Source organism: Pseudoxanthomonas japonensis (assembly GCF_010093445.1).
Classification (GTDB): domain Bacteria; phylum Pseudomonadota; class Gammaproteobacteria; order Xanthomonadales; family Xanthomonadaceae; genus Pseudoxanthomonas_A; species Pseudoxanthomonas_A japonensis.
On record NZ_PDWW01000001.1, the window covers coordinates 79041 to 95667 of the forward strand.

Sequence of the window (16627 nt, forward strand, 5' to 3'; positions counted from 1 at the left end):
CCGGAACGACCGCATGCACGCCCTGCTCGACCTCATCGCGCGCCACAAGCAAGGCCACGCCGTTGGCGTGACCTCGGTGTGCTCCGCACACCCGATCGTCATCGAGGCGACGTTGCGCCATGCGGCGGAGAACGCATCGCCGCTGGTGCTGTTCGAAGCGACCTGCAACCAGGTCAACCAGGACGGCGGTTATACCGGGATGACGCCGGCGGATTTCGTCGCGTTCGTGCACGGCATCGCCGGACAGGTCGGCTTCGATACCGCGCGCATCGCCCTCGGCGGCGACCACCTGGGTCCGAATCCGTGGACATCGCTGGACGCCGATGCCGCGATGGACAAGGCCGAGGTGATGGTGGCGACGTACGTCGCAGCCGGTTTCCGCAAGATCCACCTCGATTGCTCGATGGCCTGCGAAGGCGATCCCGTGCCGCTGCCGGAAAGCGAGATCGTCCGCCGCGCGGTACGCCTGTGCCGTGCCGCCGAAGTCGCCTATGCGAGCGCGGGCGGCGAAGCGCCGGTATACGTGATCGGTACCGAGGTGCCGGTGCCCGGCGGAGCCACCGAGGCGATCGAAGGACTGGAAACCACGACGCCGGCCGCCGCTCGCGCGACCATCGACGCACATCGCGAAGCCTTCCATGCCGCCGGCCTCGAGCGTGCATGGGAACGCGTCATCGCCTCCGTCGTGCAGCCGGGTGTCGAGTTCGATCACCATGAGGTCATCGACTACGTGCCGGCGAAGGCGAAGGCGCTGAGCGAGGCCATCGTGCCGCTGCCGGGCATGGTCTACGAAGCACATTCCACCGACTACCAGACCCGCGAGGCATTGCAGGCGCTGGTACGCGACCACTTCGCCATCCTCAAGGTCGGTCCCGGCCTGACCTTCGCGCTGCGCGAAGCGCTGTGGGCACTCGATGCCATCGAACGCGACTGGATCGCGCCGGGCAAGCGCGCCAACCTGCGCGACGTTGCGTTGCAACGCATGCGCGAGCAGCCGAAGCACTGGCAGCGGTACTACCACGCGGATGGCGACGCGTTGACGGTCGATCTGCAGTACAGCCTCAGCGACCGCATCCGCTACTACTGGCCCGACCCGGTGATCGAAGACGCGCGTGCGCGCCTGTTCGGCAACCTGCGCGACCAACCGCCGCCGCTGCCGCTGGTCAGCCAACACCTCCCCCATGCATTGCATGCCCTCCGCCACGGCCGCGCGACGCTCGATCCGCAGTCATTGGCGATGGCGCACATCAGTGCCGTCCTGGACGACTACCATCATGCCTGCCATCCCCATGAACACCCCTGACCACCTCGGCGTTCCCGAATCCGACCTGCTCGCCGGCGGCGCGCTGTGGACCGCGCGCGAGATCGAGCAGCAGCCTGCGATGCTGGAACGCACGCACGCGCTGCTCGCCGGCCTGCAGGCGCAGATCGACGCGTTCGCCGGTCCCGTCGCGCAGGATCCGCGTGCGCGGGTGATCCTGACCGGCGCCGGCACGTCGGCCTACATCGGCCAGTGCCTGGCGCCGCTGCTCGACCGCCACCTGCCGGCACGCGTCGACGCGGTGCCGACCACCGACATCGTCAGCGCTCCGCACCTCTACCTCGATCCGGCGCAGCCGCTGCTGCTGGTGTCGTTCGGCCGCTCGGGCAACAGTCCCGAGAGCCTGGCGACCGTCGCGCTGGTCGAGTCCATCGTCCGCGACGTGCGCCACCTCGTGGTCACCTGCAATCCCGAAGGCGCGCTCGGTCGTGCCCCCGCACGCCAGCTGCTGACCCTGCAGCTGCCCGAAGAAACGCACGACGCCAGCTTCGCCATGACCTCCAGCTTCAGCTGCATGATGTACGCCACGCTCGCCGCGCTCGTCGGTACGACGCAGCTGGCGCCGCGCATCCAGCCGATCAGTCGCGCGACCGCGCAGGTCATCGACCGTGCCTGTCCGACCACGCAGGCGCTGGCGCTCGCCGGCTACGAGCGGGTCGTCTATCTCGGCAGCGGGGTGATGCAGGGCCTGGCGCGCGAAGCGGCACTCAAGCTGGGTGAGCTCAGCAACGGCGCCATCGCGACCTGCTACGACTCGCCCCTCGGCTTCCGCCACGGCCCCAAGACGTTCCTGCAGGCACGCACGCTGGTTGTCGTCTTCGTCTCCAACGATCCGCTGACGCGCCAGTACGACCACGACCTGATCGATGAACTGCGCGGCGACCGCGTCGCCGGCCGCGTCATCGAGGTCAGCGCGCAGCCGCGCGCCGACGCTGCGGCCGACACCATGGCCGTGCCGCTGCTCGCCGATGCCGCGGACGTCGACCTGCTGTGGCCCTACGTGGCCGTCGCCCAGATGTTCGCCTTCCACGTATCGCGTGCGCTCGGACTGTCTCCCGACAATCCGAACAAGCAGGGCACGGTAAACCGTGTCGTGCAGGGCGTCCGCCTGCATTCCGTGCCATGACACGAGGCCTCTACCTCGGCGTCGACGGCGGCGGCACCAAGACGCGGTTCGCGTTGATGGACGACGACGGCGTGCTGGTGGGCGAAGCGCAGACCGGCACGACGTACCACCCGGAAGTCGGCCTGGACGGCGTCGGCAGGATCCTGGCCGACGGCATCGCCACCGTGCTGGCGCAGGCCGGCGAGCAGGACACGCACGCCATCGCGTACGCCTTCTTCGGGCTGCCCGCACACGGCGAGGATACGCAGGCCACCGCGCGCCTGGATGCGATCCCGGCGCAGGTGCTCGGCCACGACCGCTACCGCTGCGACAACGACATGGTGTGCGGCTGGGCCGGGTCGCTGGCCTGCGGCGACGGCATCAACATCGTCGCCGGCACCGGCTCGATCGGCTACGGCCAGCGGCAGGGCGTGGATGCGCGCGGCGGCGGCTGGGGCGAAGCCTTCTCGGATGAAGGCTCCGCCTACTGGATCGCGGTGCAGGGCCTCAACGCCTATTCCAGGATGAGCGACGGACGCCTGCCGAAAGGCCCGCTGCATGCGCTGGTCAACGAACGCCTCGCGCTGGCCACCGACCTGGACCTGTGCGCGCGCATCTACGGCCCCGGCGTCGGCTCGCGCGCCGACATCGCGCAGCTGTCCCGCATCGTGGCCGAGGCGGCCCGGCAGGGCGACGCCGCCGCCGCCACGATCTACACCCGTGCCGGCGACGAGCTTGCCGGCATCGTCGTCGCCATCCGCGACCGCCTCGCCTTCGACGACGACGAAACCGTCGCCGTGTCGTACTCCGGTGGCGCCTTCAGTGCCGGCGATCTGCTGATGCAGCCCTTCACCGCCGCGCTGCACGCCGCGTCGTCGCAGTTCGAACTGCGCACGCCGCTGCACGAGCCCCACTACGGCGCCGCCCTCTACGCCCGCCTGCTCGCGCACCGGCACGCCGCAGCAGCCTGACGGCCGCCGCCACCCATCGCCACCAACGCCTCGCCCCGCCATCGCCGTGATGGCAGGGCGGCGATGCCTGCGCGCGCGGCCGGCATGCGCTGACTTGGGCCCCGGCGACGCACGCAGGACCACGTCGCCTCCGTTCGTCCGACGCCTCCCGATGGGGTGGCTGGACGCGGCCGCCCCCGCCTGTCCGGCGCGTGTCCGCTGGGGATGCGTTTCTTCGCATACCACCCCATCGCCCACACCAAGAGCCGCACGCCATGCGCCGCACACCACTGACACTCGCCCTCGCCACCGCACTGGTCGTCGCGCTGCCCGCAAGCAGCGCTCCCCCGGCCGGTCCGGAAACGCAGGTGTGGATCGACGTCGCCACCCATTCGATGGCCGGCATGCCCGACATGGGCATGCTTGGCGGGCTGGCCGGGAAGATGATGGGCGGCGGGAAAGGTCCCCAGGGCTATCCGCAGTCGCGCAACATTCCCGCCACCCAGGGGCACGTCCTCGATATCGCGATGCACAACCGCCTCAAGCCGGGCGTGCCCGCGGAACAGGCGGTGCCGGCCGGGCTCGGCGTCGGCAAATCCCTGTCGTTGCTGCCGCCTCCGCCCGGCAAGGAGGTAGAGGAACGCAAAGAGCACGAGATGCACGACATCGAAGTGACCATCCGCCAGTACTGGGGCTGCGGCGCCACCGTGCGGCCCGGCCAGCCGAAGGTGATGACGCTGAAGGTCAGGAACGGCCAGTTCCAGCAGGACGGCTCCATCGCGCCCGGGCTGTTCGTTCCCGACCGGGACATCGACGTCAATCCCAGCTATGCGCTGTGGCCCAACCTGAAGAACAACAAGCGCGTCGGCGAACGCTCGTCGATGGTCGGCCAGCACCGCATCACCGGTGATGGCGTACCGGCCTCGCTGCAGTTCGAGCTGGGGCAGAACGCGGACTTCCTGCCGAAGATCGCACTGCAGACGCGTGGCGAACTGACCGACAGCATCGGGCTGAGCTGGCAACCGGTGGATCGCGCGAAAGCCTACTTCCTCAATGCGATCGCGATGCAGGACGAACGCAACTTCACCGTATGGAGCAGCGCCGAAGTGCCCGGGGCCGGCCATGAACTGGTGAACTACCTGACCGGCTCGTACATCGACAAGTGGCTGAAGCAGAAAGTGCTGCTGCCGCCTGGCACGACGACCTGCGCGATTCCGCAGGGCATCTTCAAGACCACCGCCAAGGGCGGTGAGCAGGGCGGCTTCGCCTCGCTCAACATGATCGCCTACGGCCCCGAGACCAACCTCACCTGGCCGCCGAAGCCCGCGGACCCGAAGCAGCCGTGGGATCCGGAATGGAACGTGCGCGTGCGCACCAAGGCCACCACGGTGGCGATGCTGGGCATGGACTTCGGCGACATGGGCGGCATGCCTGCCGACGAGGGCGATGGCGACGGCAAGCGGGACCCGGAGAAGAAGGAAGAAGGCGGCGCGAAGAAACTGCTGCGCGGCCTGATGCGGAACTTCTGACCCCCGTCGCGGGCAAGCCGCGTGCCTGCCCGCACTGCCATGGATGACGCCCGATGAAACCCGTCTCGCTGCTGTTGTTCGTGCTCGCCGCGCTCTGGTACACGCCAAGCGCGCGTGCCGCCGATCCCTGTCCGCAGCTGCGCACGCAACTGGCGTCGACCGACATCGCCACGCGCATCGCGGCGGTCGCCTGCCAGGAAAACCACGCCTGGTTCCGCCCCTTCATCGATGCCGACGGCCGTGCCGGCGGACAGGCGGTGTACGAGGCCGAGAACGATGCGCTGGCCGACGGTGCGCCGGCGTGGCGCAAGGTAGCCGCGTACTGGAATGGAAGTGGACTCGGCAGCGGCTGCGGCAATGCGGGCGCGGCCTGCCGCAGCTTCGTGGTCGACATGCCGTGGTCGGCCGCGTTCGTGTCGTGGGTGATGCGGCAGGCGCGCGTGCCGGGCTTCAGTGCCTCGTCCCGCCATGTGGACTACGTGCGTGCGGCACGCCGTGCGTCGCCAACGGCGCCTTACCGGTTGGTAGCACCGGATGAGGCGACGCCTGCGGCCGGCGACCTGCTCTGCTACGTGAGGGCGCAGTCGCGGACGCTCGGGTATCCGGGCCTGCTCGACATCCTCGATGCCGGCGACGGTCTGCCGATGCATTGCGACATCGTGGTCGCCACGCAGGACGGCATCGCGTGGCTGGTCGGCGGCAACGTGCAGCAGACCGTCGCACTGCGAATGCTGCGGCTGGATGAGACGGGCCGCTTTGCCGACCTGCCCACGCGCAGCGGCGGCGATGCACCGTGCAGTCCCGATGTGCCCGCGCACTGCAACCTCAACCGGCAGGACTGGGCGGCGCTGCTGAAGCTCACCGCCGACGTGCCGGCGTCACTGCTGGCCGCACGGCCCTGATCGCAGTGGACGGCCGCTGCACACCGACTTCACCGGAGAATCGCACTTGACGCATTCGAAGCCCGTTCGCTGGTCAGCATTTCCCGCGCTTGCCGGGCTGCTCCTGTCGCTCGCGTCATGCACGCAAGGCGACGGAGGCCAGGCGACGACAGCGCCCGTCGAGAGCAGAACGCCGACGAAGGCGCAGCTCGACAAGTTCATGGCCGAAGGGCCAGAACCTTCGTTGCAGGCGTTGCGTCCGCTCGACTATTGGCTGCACTACCGGCTGATGCAGGCTACCGGCGTCGAAGAGGCGCTGGGCGGCGAGGCGCAGGCGGTAGCCGCGCTCAAGGCGCTGGCCGAGGACTACGAACGCCAGGCCCGCGGCACGCAGGCCCAAGTCCCGAAAATGATCCCCGCCGCTTTCACTGGCGAGGGCATGTCCAGTGGCTTCCTGGGCCTGGGCATGGGCACCTTCGGCGGGTTCATGACGGGTGGACTGTTGTCCGGCATGGTCGCCGGTGCCTCCGACGACAAACTGGCCGAACTGGCGAAGGAAGGACCCATCCAGTTGGGCGGCAAGGAAGGTGGTGCGCAGGTCACCATCGGGTCGGACGGCAGCATCAGCCAGGAGTACACCTACGACGGCAAGATCGACGACGGCCTGACAGGCAAGATCAAGATGAAGATGAAGATGGATGCTTGCCCGGACGCGCAGGGCAAGATCACCGTGGTGTCGGACATCGACTCGTCTGTGCGCGTCACCGGCAAGGAGGGCACCGGTGGGTACGTGCACTCGCGCTTCGTTTACGAACGCTGGCTGGACGACGACGCACAGCTGATACAGGGTCCCGATGGATCGTCTTCGCGCATGGACCTGAAGATGGGCGGTTATGAGAACTACGCGTCGCAGCACGTCGACATCAGCGCCGGCTGGTCGCGCGGTGGTCGCGAGACCTTCGAGAACCGGGGGGAACAGGGTTTCAGCATCTTCCGGCCCGACGAAGTGCGGCGCACGCAGCAACTGATGCAGGGCGCGCAGCTGATCCAGACCCTGTTCGCCGAGATGTTGCTGCGCGGCTCAGGCAAGCAGGCGCCCTGGGAAAGTGGCCGGTGCGTAGAGCTGAAACCCACCAGCACCCCCGCCAAGCGCAAAGGCGCCAAGCCCTCGACCCACTACGAGGTGGAGGCCGCGCCGCGCGCGAAGTCCGACGGCGCACCGGCGGGCGGCACCGTGACGGCCACGCTGAGCGGTGGCGCCAGCCTGCAGCCGTCCGGCGGCAAGGTGCCGGCCGATGCGAAATACGCGTACGCAGGTCCCGACAAGAAGAACGAGGAGGCCACCATCAAGTTCGAGGCCCGAAGCAAGCGAGGCGTGGGCCGCGCCACGCTGGAATTCGATACCAAACGACCGCAGGCCTACACCGCGGCGGGCGGACTCGATGCCTTCCATGGCACCGGCACGATCTGCAACCTCGCCGAGACCTTCACCATCAGCGGCGGCGGCAACACGGTGACGTTCACGCCCCAGAACGATCAGGCCGGTTCGTACAGCTACCAGGGCAACATGGGCGGCATCGGCGTGTACGGCAGCGGCACCTATTCCGTGTCGGCCGACGAGAAGGGCGGCACGATGACCGGCTCCGGCAATGGCTGCGTGAAAACGCCGATGGGCACGCGCTGCAACAACGGCACCGAACGGTACACGCTGACGCCCATCGCGCCCTGTGCGGAATAGCGGAAGGCCCTGCGGTGCGTCAGCCTTGCAGGCGCGACGCCAGCGCTTCCGCGTCGACGCGGTTCCGCTCGGCGGGCAGCAACGCCTCGCGCATCACCGGCAATGCTTCGTCCAGTAGCCGACGTGCCTCCTTCCGGTCTCTGCGTGCGGCCGCATCGCCGGCCAGCGTCGCGCGCGCGATCGCCACATCGACATCGCTGGCGCTAGCCTGCAGCCGCCGGAGCGCCTCGCGCTGGTGCCGCTCGGCGGTGGCGGGATCGCCGCGCAGACGGTCGAGCGTGGCTTCGATGGCGAAGAAGTAACCGAACTGCTCGTGGTTGTCGGCAACGCCGCGCTGCGTCATGCGCGTGCGCAGTTCGGCCAGCAACGGCGCCGCGCGCGCGGCATCACGCGTGCGCAGATGCAGGTTCAGCTGGTCGCCCAGCACCTGCGCGTACTCGTCGGAGTCCTCGCCATCCAGGCGCGCTGCGCGCGCGCGCAGATCCTCCAGCCGCGTCGCCGCCTCCTCGAAGCGGCCGTTCGCCACCAGCGCGCGCGCATGCACCCGTTCGATCGTGCGGCGGAACGTGTCCTCGGGCGACACCGCCGCCTCGTCCAGCCGCGCGACGCCTTGCGTGGAGCGCGCCAGCGCCGTCGCGTAGTCGCCATACATCAGGTTGATGGCGGTGAGGTTGGCGAGTGCCATGGCCAGATTGCGCGGACCCTCGCCCTGCTGGCTGGACAGGGCGTAGCTCCTGTCGGCGGCGTCGCGCGACTCACGGTAACGCCCCTGCCCCAGCAGCGCATCGGCCAGTGTCTGGTACAGCACCGTCGCACTGGTGCCGCCGTAACCGCCGGTCTTCTCCGCATCCGCGATCGCCTGCCGGACCACGCGCTCGGCCTCGGCCGCATTCCCTTCCAGCAACAGCCCGGACACCAGGCTGCGGACCAGCGTGCGCCGCACCGGCGAATCGACCGCGATGCCATGCGCGTCCGCGTACGCCAGACCTTCGCGACTGACCGACAACAGGCGTCGCCGGTCGTTCTGGAAGTTGGCCGCCGTGCTGATGTCGGAGTAGATGTCCAGCACCACGTCCACGGGTGGCGACGGCAGCCGCTTGGCGAAGGCGAGCGAGGATTCGGCCCGCTTCCTGCACCACTCCAAGCCGTACTTCTCCACATGGCCCAGCGTCAGGTGCGCCATGGCGCGCAGTTGCTGTTCGGGATCATCCGGGGCGAAACGCTGGCGCAGGGCCACGGCCTGTTCGGCCGCCGCCAGCGATTCGGCATTGCGCTCCAGATCGCCCAACTCGTCGGAGTAGGCCACCAGGTCGTCCGCCAACGCCAGTGCTTCCTCGCGCGTCTGCGGCGTCACGCCTTTCAGACCCGCCGCGAACAGCTTCACCGCCTGCTGGTCATCGCCGATCGAACGGTACAGCCGCCCGAGCATGCGCTGTACCGGCTGCCGCACCTGCGGCTCGAGGCTGCGTCCGTCGAGCTTGGCGCGCGCCTGGTCGAGCAACTGGCGCACGCTGACTTCGGTGCTCATCGCCTGTTCGGGCGCTGCCGCCGCCAGCGTGTCGGCGAGGAAGGTCAGCGTAGCGCGCGCAGTCTCCGACTCACGCTCGGCGATGCGCGCCTGTGCGCGTGCTTCATGCGCCTGCCACAGCGCCACGCCGGTGCCGGCGAACAGTGCGACCACGACGATGCCGGCAGCGGTGGCGATTCCCCGGTTGCGGCGCAGCCACAGCCGCGCACGATCGGTACGCGACAACGGCACCGCACTGATCGGACGGTCATCGAGCCATGCGCGCAGGTCGTTCGCCAGCACATCCGCGGAGGCATAGCGTGCTTCGGGATCGCGACGCAGGCAGGCTTGCACGACCTGCGCGAGGCTGCCACGCAGTGCGCGCGCCAGGGATGCGGGGCTGTGCCCGCCACGATGTGCGGCCTGCTCGTCGCTGGCCTGCGACGCCGCCCGTGTCAGCGGTTCGGGATCGCGGTCGAGCTGCTGCAGCTGGTGCGCCACCGGGGTTTCCCGCGTCACCCCGAACGGATGCGCGCCCGACAGTAGCCGGTGCAGCACGACGCCCAGCTGCCACAGGTCGGTGGCGGTGGTGATCGGTGCATCGAGCAGTTGTTCCGGCGAGGCGTATTCGAACGTCAGTGCGCGATCGACGGTCACAGCGCGCGTGGTGTCGGCGAGTTCCTTGGCGATGCCGAAGTCGAGCAGCTTCACCCGGCCCTCGGCATCGACCAGCAGGTTGGACGGCTTGAGGTCGCGATGCACCACCAGGTTGCGATGCGCGTGGCGCACGGCATCGACCACCTGCAGGAACAGCACGATGCGCTGGCGCAGGCCGAGTTGCCGCTCGTCGCACCAGCGGTCGATGGGCTGGCCATCCACCAGCTCCATGACGAACCAGGGGTCGCCTTCGCTGCTGATGCCGCCGTCCAGCAGGGTGGCGATGTTCGGGTGGCGCAACCGCGCCAGGATCTGCCGTTCGCGCAGGAAGCGCTCGCGCGCCGCCTGCGAATCGGTACCGGCACGGATCAGCTTCAACGCGGCGTGCTGCGTGTACGCCCCGTCGTCGCGGTCCACGCGGTACACCGCGCCCATGCCGCCGTGGCCGAGAATGCCGGTGATGCGCCACGGCCCGATGCTGCGGCCGACCAGCGCATCGCGCGCCACGTCGCCGTACTCGTCGCGGAAGGCCCGGCCCCACGCCAGCGCATCGCCGGCGAACGGCTCCGTGCAACTGGCGTCCGCCACCAGCAAGGCATCGACGGCACTGCGCAACCCGGGATCGTCGCGGCAGGCCTGCTCCAGCCAGGCCTCGCGCTCGGCGGGCGCGATCTCGACGGCCTCGCGGAACAGGGCCAGGGCCTGCCGCCTGCGTTCGAGATCGCCTTGGTCGCTCACTTGCCCAGTTCCGCCAACAGGAAGGCACGCGCCGTGCGCCAGTCGCGGCGCACGGTGCGCTCGCTGACACCCAGCATCTGCGCGATCTCCGTTTCCTCGTAGCCGCCGAAGTAGCGCAGCTCGACGATCTGCGCCGCGCGTGCGTCGGCCTGCTGCAGCGCGTCGAGCAGTTCGTCCAGCGCCAGCACTTCGACCACCGCACGCTCGTCGCCACCGAGCCGCGCCGTGAGCGTCAGGGCGTCCACGCCACCGCCGCGTTTCTGCGCCTGGGCGATGCGCGCATGGTCCACCAGCACCTGGCGCATCGCGCGCGCCGACATCGCCAGCAGGTGCGCGCGGTCGTTGGCGGCCAGACGCTCGCCGGTCGCCATCTTCAGATAGGTCTCGTGCACCAGCACGGTGGTGTCGAGGTTGTCGCGGTGCCGGCGCAGCTGCAGGTGCGCGGCCCGCTTCAGTTCGTCGTACAGGCTGGCGAACACGGCATCGGCGGCGCGGACATCGCCTTCGCGCGCGCGCTTGAGCAGTTGGGTGACAGGAACCTGATCCATGCGTCGCTCGCCGGCTACGCCACGCGCCACGACGGCGCTCCGCGCCGTCTCCCCCTGTTACCGGAAGGCAGGTCGCCCTGTGATCCGGTCCATCGATGACATCAACGCAAAGACCCCGACCGCGAGGACAGGCACGCCCGGCCCGTCTCCGCGCACCGGCCGGGTGCTAGTACGCGAACTCGCGGAACACGCGGTCGATGTCGCCGTTCCATTCGCCGTGGAACAGCGCGAGCTTGCGCTCGGCCGGCGTCTCGTTCGCCTCGACGATCTCGACCAGCGCATCGAGGAAACCGCTCTCGTCCACGCCCTTGCTGTTCAGGCGAGCACGACGCTGCAGGCCGCCGATGGCGATCTTCACCGCCTCACGCGCCAGGTCGCGGACCGTGCCGCCGCGGAACGGCAGCTTCAGCGCGTGCTTCGGCACGCCGTCGCGCAACGCGTGGCGTTCTTCCAGCGAGAAGTCCTTGACCAGGTCCCACGCCGCGTCGAGTGCAGCATCGTCGTACAGCAGTCCCACCCAGAACGCGGGCAGCGCGCACAGGCGGTTCCACGGGCCACCGTCGGCGCCGCGCATTTCCAGGAACTTCTTCATCCGCACTTCGGGGAAGGCCGTGGTCAGGTGGTCGGACCAGTCGCGCAGTGTCGGCAACGCACCCGGAAGCACGTCCAGCCTGCCCTGCATGAAGTCGCGGAACGACTTGCCGCTGGCGTCGTGGTAGATGCCGTCGCGGTAGGAGAAATACATCGGCACGTCGAGGATGTAGTCGACGTAGCGCTCGTAGCCGAACCCGTCCTCGAACACGAAATCGAGCATGCCGGTGCGGTCGCCGTCGGTATCGGTCCAGATGTGCGACCGGTAGCTCTGGTAACCGTTCGGTTCGCCCTCGGTGAACGGCGAGTCGGCGAACAGCGCGGTCGCGATCGGCTGCAGCGCCAGCGACACGCGGAACTTCTTCACCATGTCCGCTTCGGTGGCGTAGTCCAGGTTGACCTGTACCGTGCAGGTGCGCGTCATCATGTCCAGGCCGAGCTGGCCGACCTTGGGCATGTACGACTTCATGATCTGGTAGCGGCCCTTGGGCATCCACGGCATCTCGTCGCGGCGCCACTTGGGCTGGAAGCCCATGCCGAGGAAGCCGAGCCGCAGTTCGTCGGCGACCTGCTTCACTTCCTTCAGGTGCGTGCCGACCTCGACGCAGGTCTGGTGGATGGTCTCCACCGCCGCGCCGGAGAGTTCCAGCTGGCCGGCCGGCTCCAGCGTGACCGAGGCGCCATCCCTGGTCAGCGCGATGACGCGGCCCTTCTCTTCGACCGGATCCCATCCGAAACGCGTCAGTCCCTTCAGCAGCGCCTCGATGCCGCGGTCGCCGTCGAAGGTCGGCGGGCGCAGGTCGTCGAGGCGGAAGCCGAACTTCTCGTGCTCGGTACCGATGCGCCAGTCCTGCACCGGCTTCTCGCCGGAAGCGATGTAGTCGACCAGTTGGGTGCGGTCGGTGATCAGCGTGTCGGCGACGTGGCTGGGGCTGGACAAGGGCGGGACTCGCGAGGGGAAGGCGCGCCGGTACGGCGTCGCGGCAAGGGCGGCACTATAGCGTGACCACCCGCACGCGTTCAGCGCCATCGCGACGCTGCAGCATCCCATCCGTGGTGCCGATCCGGGCCCGCCGCCTCGACGCACGCCGCATCGCCGGCGTAGGCTGCACGGCATGCCCCGCCATCCGCGCGATCCCCTGCAGCGCCACCGCGAACGCCATCGCACCGACCGCGTGGGCTGGCTGCGCGCGGCCGTGCTGGGTGCCAACGACGGCATCGTGTCGATTTCCGGCCTGGTGGTGGGCGTTGCTGCCGCCGGCGCGACGCCGTCGACCATCCTGATGACCGGCGTGGCCGGGCTGGTCGCGGGCGCCATGTCGATGGCGGCGGGCGAATACGTCTCCGTGCAATCGCAGGCCGATGCCGAAGCCGCCGACGTGGCGGTGGAAACGCGCGAACTGCGCGAGATGCCGGAAGGGGAACTGGCCGAGCTCACCCAGATCTACGTCAAGCGCGGGCTCGACCCTGCACTGGCTCGCCAGGTCGCCGAACAACTCACCGCGCACGATGCGCTCGAGGCGCACATGCGCGACGAGTTGGGCATCACCGACGCATTGCGGGCGCGCCCGGTGCAGGCGGCACTCGCTTCCGCCGCCGCCTTCACGGTCGGCGCGCTGCTGCCCATCGCCACCACCCTGCTGGCGCCGCCGGACCGCGTGGCGCTGGTCACCACGGTCGCGACCCTGGTCGGCCTGCTGGCTTCCGGCGGACTGGCGGCCCAAGTCGGCGGCGCACCGGTGCTGCGCGGCGCGTGGCGGGTCGGCTTCTGGGGCGCGATGGCGATGGCGGCGGCGGCGCTGGTCGGCCGCCTGTTCCATGTCAGTGTCTGAGCGTCGGCTCAGGAAAGTTCCAGCCAGTCGCCCACGATCAGGCGGGCTTCGTCCACGCCCTGCTTCGACTCGGCCGAGAAGGTCTGCACGCTGACGGTGTCGCCGAAGGACGAGAACAGGTCCTTCTTCACCGCCTGAAGCGCCTGCGCCTGCTGGCCGCGGCCCAGCTTGTCGGCCTTGGTCAGCAATGCATGGGCGGGCAGGCCGCGCTGGACCGCATACCCCAGCATCTGGCGGTCGTAGTCCTTCAGCGGGTGGCGGATGTCCATCACCACTACCAGCCCCTTGAGCGCCTCGCGGGTGCGGAAGTAGCGGTCGATGAAGGCCTGCCAGTGCGCCTGCAGGTCCTGCGGCACCTTGGCATAGCCGTAGCCCGGCAGGTCGACCAGGTAGCGCTCGGGCTGGACCTGGAAGAACACCAGCTGCTGGGTGCGACCGGGCGTCTTGGAGACCCGCGCCAGGCGGTTGTGGTTCACCAGGGCATTGAGGGCGCTGGACTTGCCGGCATTGGAGCGGCCGGCGAAGGCCACCTCGTTCCCGCCATCCTCCGGCAACTGGCGCGGGGTGTGGGCGGAGAGCAGGTAGCTGGCGGAATTCAGGGGGTTCGACATGCCGCTAGGATCGCACGGGCGGGGCCGCCTGCCATGCTGAATTGACCGCAACGGGCCGCCGCGACGATAATTCGGCGGTTTCGCGGTCCCTGCGGGTGCCGCCTCAATCAAGGGTTTCGGAGCTTTAGCATGCGCCACGCTCGCGTTATGGGACTTGCCGGATTGGCCGTACTGGCCGTGGGCGCAGTCGCTTTTGCACAGACCACGGTCGTTCCCGTGCCGGACAACGCGCCGGTCGAGACCGCGCCGCTGGAGATCAACCTGGCCAAGACCACCTGGGGCGACGCCAAGGCTGGACAGACCAAGGCGGCCGCCTGCGCGGCCTGCCATGGCGCCGACGGCAACCCGAGCGATCCGCAGTACCCGCGCATCGCCGGCCAGAGCGAGCGCTATGTCGCCCAGCAACTGGCGCTGTTCGCCTCGGGCGAGCGCAACACCGGCATGGCGGCCGTGATGGCCCCGTTCGCCCAGACCCTCAGCGCGCAGGACATGCGCGACGTGGGCGCCTACTTCGCCACCCAGAAGTCGGGGGCCGGCCTGGCCGACGACAGCGTCATCGCCGATGGCACGTACAAGGACATGAAGTTCTACGAAGTCGGCCAGCAGCTGTACCGCAACGGCGACGCCAAGCGCGGCGTGCCGGCCTGCATGGCGTGCCACGGCCCGACCGGCGCCGGCAACCCGGGCCCGGCCTACCCGCACATCGGCGGCCAGATGCAGGACTACACCGTGCGCCGCCTGACCGAATACAAGGCCGGCACCACCACGCTGAAGGATGCTGCCCACTTCAACATCATGGCGCAGGTCGCCGGTCCGCTGACCGAGCAGGAAATCCAGGCGCTCGCCAGCTACCTGCAGGGCCTGCACGCCCGCGCCGACGATCTCGCGGCGGGCAAGGCCGGCGGCAAGTAATTCCGGACCTCCGTCGCCCCGCGCGACCGGAGGTTCAAGCTCCTGTTCATCGCGCCGGCCCCACCATGGCCGGCGTTTCTTTTTCCGCGAATGCCCGGTCGGCGGGCCCACCATACAGAGGAAGAGTCCCGATGGCGTCGCGCCTGCTGCCCGTGCTGATCACCCTGCTGGCCCTGCTGCCGGCCGCCACCCTCGCCGCACCGCCGTCTCCCGCCCCACTGGTCGAAGGCCAGGATTACGACGTGATCCCGGACGGCAAGCCCTTCGCCCCGGCGAAGGGGAAGATCGAGGTGGTCGAGGTGTTCGGCTACACGTGCATCCACTGCGCGCATCTGGAGCCCACGCTGGCCGCGTGGAAGAAGACCCTGCCGCGCGACGTGCAGCTGACGCCGGTTCCCGCCGCGTTCGGTGGCTACTGGATCCCCTATGCGCGCGCGTTCTACGCCGCGAAGCAGCTGGGCGTGCAGGAGCGCACCCACCAGGCGGTGTTCGACGCCCTGCACAAGGCCGGCTCCCTGCCCATCCAGAATGCAACGGCTGACGAGATCGCCGGCTTCTACGCCAGCCAGGGCGTGGACCGGGCGAAGTTCATGGCCGCGCTGCGCGGTCCCGAGGTCGATGCCCAACTCGCCAAGGCGCGCGACTGGGTGACGGCGGCCGGTGTGGAAGGCACGCCGACGATCATCGTCAACGGCAAGTACCGCGTGATCGGCGGCAGCAACTACAGCGACAGGCTGAAGATCGCCGACCGCCTGATCGCCCGCGAGCGCACCCGCAAGTGACGATTCCGTCATGGCGACCGCGACGGGCGCCATGCAGAATGCGATGTCCGCCGGTACCGCCGCCCCCCCTTTCCCCTGATCCTCCGGAGTTCGCGCGATGAAGTCCCGCCACGTCCTGATGCTGTCCCTGTTGCTGCCGCTGCTGGCGGCCTGCGGCCCGAAGCCCTCCACCGACACCACCCCGACCCAGGAAGCCCCGGCTGCGCCGGCGACCGACGCCAGCGCCACGCCCGCCCCCGAGGCCGCCACCGCGCCCGCCGACACCGCCACGGCCGCGCCGGGCGAAAGCGGCGAGGCCAGCGCCGCGCCGAACAGCAATCCGGTCCTGCCGCCGCAGGGCCCGGCGCCGGTCGCAGGCACGGACTACGTCGTGATTCCCAACGGCCAGCCATTCGCGCCGCTCAACGGCCAGGTCGAGGTCGTCGAGGTGTTCGGCTACGTCTGCCCGGCCTGCGCCCGCTTCGCGCCGGAAGTCTCGTCGTGGAAGAAGAAGCAGCCCGCCGACGTGCGCGTGACCTACGTGCCGGTGGTGTTCGGCCCCGTCTGGGCGCCCTACGCCAAGGCGTTCTACGCGGCCCAGGCCAAGGGCCTGAACGACCGCAGTCATGACGCCGTATTCAGCGCCATCCACCTGCAGCGCGCGCTGCCGGGCGAAGGCCAGCCGCCGACCGATCCCGCGACCATCGCGCAGTGGTATGCCAAGCAGTACGGCGTGGATGCGAAGGAATTCGTGTCGCTGATGAACGGCTTCAGCACCAACGCGCAGATCGCGCGCGGCATGCAGTTCGCCAAGAACAGCGGCGTGGAAGCTACGCCGACGATCATCGTCAACGGCAAGTACCGCATCACCGGCGGCCAGACCTACGCCGACGTGCTGCGCATCGCCGATCACCTGGTCGCGATGGAACGCGCGCAGCGCTGAGCC

General features: G+C 69.4%; 14 protein-coding genes. 10 read left to right on the forward strand and 4 right to left on the reverse strand.

Features of this window, described 5'->3' with window-relative positions:
* Window positions 1-13 precede the first annotated feature (13 nt).
* The 6 genes from CSC78_RS00345 to CSC78_RS00370 all read left to right on the forward strand — a co-directional run bounded on the left by CSC78_RS00345 (window position 14) and on the right by CSC78_RS00370 (window position 7524).
* Window positions 14-1303: a D-tagatose-bisphosphate aldolase, class II, non-catalytic subunit gene (locus CSC78_RS00345; RefSeq protein ID WP_162335921.1), complete on the forward strand. Its 1290-nt coding sequence runs from the start codon at window positions 14-16 to the stop codon at window positions 1301-1303.
* A complete protein-coding gene (locus CSC78_RS00350; protein WP_238391115.1) occupies window positions 1275-2447 on the forward strand; it encodes an SIS domain-containing protein in 1173 nt (390 codons plus the stop codon). Before CSC78_RS00345 ends, CSC78_RS00350 begins: the two co-directional genes overlap by 29 nt.
* A complete protein-coding gene (locus CSC78_RS00355; RefSeq protein ID WP_162335923.1) occupies window positions 2444-3397 on the forward strand; it encodes an N-acetylglucosamine kinase in 954 nt (317 codons plus the stop codon). The genes CSC78_RS00350 and CSC78_RS00355 overlap by 4 nt, the downstream gene beginning before the upstream one ends.
* A 254-nt stretch (window positions 3398-3651) precedes the next feature.
* Window positions 3652-4905, forward strand: a complete 1254-nt coding sequence (locus CSC78_RS00360) for a hypothetical protein (RefSeq protein ID WP_162335924.1) — start codon at window positions 3652-3654, stop codon at window positions 4903-4905.
* A gap of 53 nt (window positions 4906-4958) precedes the next feature.
* On the forward strand, window positions 4959-5807 hold the full coding sequence (locus CSC78_RS00365; protein ID WP_162335925.1) for a DUF2272 domain-containing protein: 849 nt from the start codon (window positions 4959-4961) through the stop codon (window positions 5805-5807).
* A gap of 199 nt (window positions 5808-6006) precedes the next feature.
* Entirely contained in the window at window positions 6007-7524 is a 1518-nt protein-coding gene (locus tag CSC78_RS00370; protein ID WP_162335926.1) for a hypothetical protein, read from the forward strand.
* A 19-nt stretch (window positions 7525-7543) separates the two neighbouring features.
* On the opposite strand, the gene CSC78_RS00375 is transcribed toward CSC78_RS00370, so the two are convergent.
* The 3 genes from CSC78_RS00375 to CSC78_RS00385 all read right to left on the reverse strand — a co-directional run bounded on the left by CSC78_RS00375 (window position 7544) and on the right by CSC78_RS00385 (window position 12616).
* A complete protein-coding gene (locus CSC78_RS00375) occupies window positions 7544-10426 on the reverse strand; it encodes a serine/threonine-protein kinase (RefSeq protein WP_162335927.1) in 2883 nt (960 codons plus the stop codon).
* Entirely contained in the window at window positions 10423-10974 is a 552-nt protein-coding gene (locus tag CSC78_RS00380; RefSeq protein WP_162335928.1) for an ECF-type sigma factor, read from the reverse strand. Before CSC78_RS00380 ends, CSC78_RS00375 begins: the two co-directional genes overlap by 4 nt.
* Window positions 10975-11140: 166 nt before the next feature.
* Window positions 11141-12616, reverse strand: a complete 1476-nt coding sequence (locus CSC78_RS00385; RefSeq protein WP_379608846.1) for a glutamate--cysteine ligase — start codon at window positions 12614-12616, stop codon at window positions 11141-11143.
* Between the two features lie 64 nt (window positions 12617-12680).
* Between CSC78_RS00385 and CSC78_RS00390 the strand changes: the two genes are divergently transcribed.
* Window positions 12681-13397 (forward strand): VIT1/CCC1 transporter family protein, encoded by a 717-nt coding sequence (locus CSC78_RS00390; protein ID WP_162335930.1) that lies wholly within the window; start codon window positions 12681-12683, stop codon window positions 13395-13397.
* 8 nt (window positions 13398-13405) lie between these two features.
* On the opposite strand, the gene yihA is transcribed toward CSC78_RS00390, so the two are convergent.
* Entirely contained in the window at window positions 13406-14008 is a 603-nt protein-coding gene (yihA, locus tag CSC78_RS00395; protein WP_162335931.1) for a ribosome biogenesis GTP-binding protein YihA/YsxC, read from the reverse strand.
* A 129-nt stretch (window positions 14009-14137) separates the two neighbouring features.
* On the opposite strand from yihA, the gene CSC78_RS00400 reads away from it, so the two are divergent.
* The 3 genes from CSC78_RS00400 (at window position 14138) to CSC78_RS00410 (ending at window position 16624) form a co-directional block, all read left to right on the forward strand.
* Entirely contained in the window at window positions 14138-14920 is a 783-nt protein-coding gene (locus tag CSC78_RS00400) for a c-type cytochrome (RefSeq protein ID WP_162335932.1), read from the forward strand.
* A 131-nt stretch (window positions 14921-15051) separates the two neighbouring features.
* Window positions 15052-15702 (forward strand): thiol:disulfide interchange protein DsbA/DsbL, encoded by a 651-nt coding sequence (locus CSC78_RS00405; RefSeq protein ID WP_162335933.1) that lies wholly within the window; start codon window positions 15052-15054, stop codon window positions 15700-15702.
* Window positions 15703-15799: 97 nt separating this feature from the next.
* Window positions 15800-16624: a thiol:disulfide interchange protein DsbA/DsbL gene (locus CSC78_RS00410; protein ID WP_162335934.1), complete on the forward strand. Its 825-nt coding sequence runs from the start codon at window positions 15800-15802 to the stop codon at window positions 16622-16624.
* The last annotated feature ends 3 nt before the right edge of the window (window positions 16625-16627 follow it).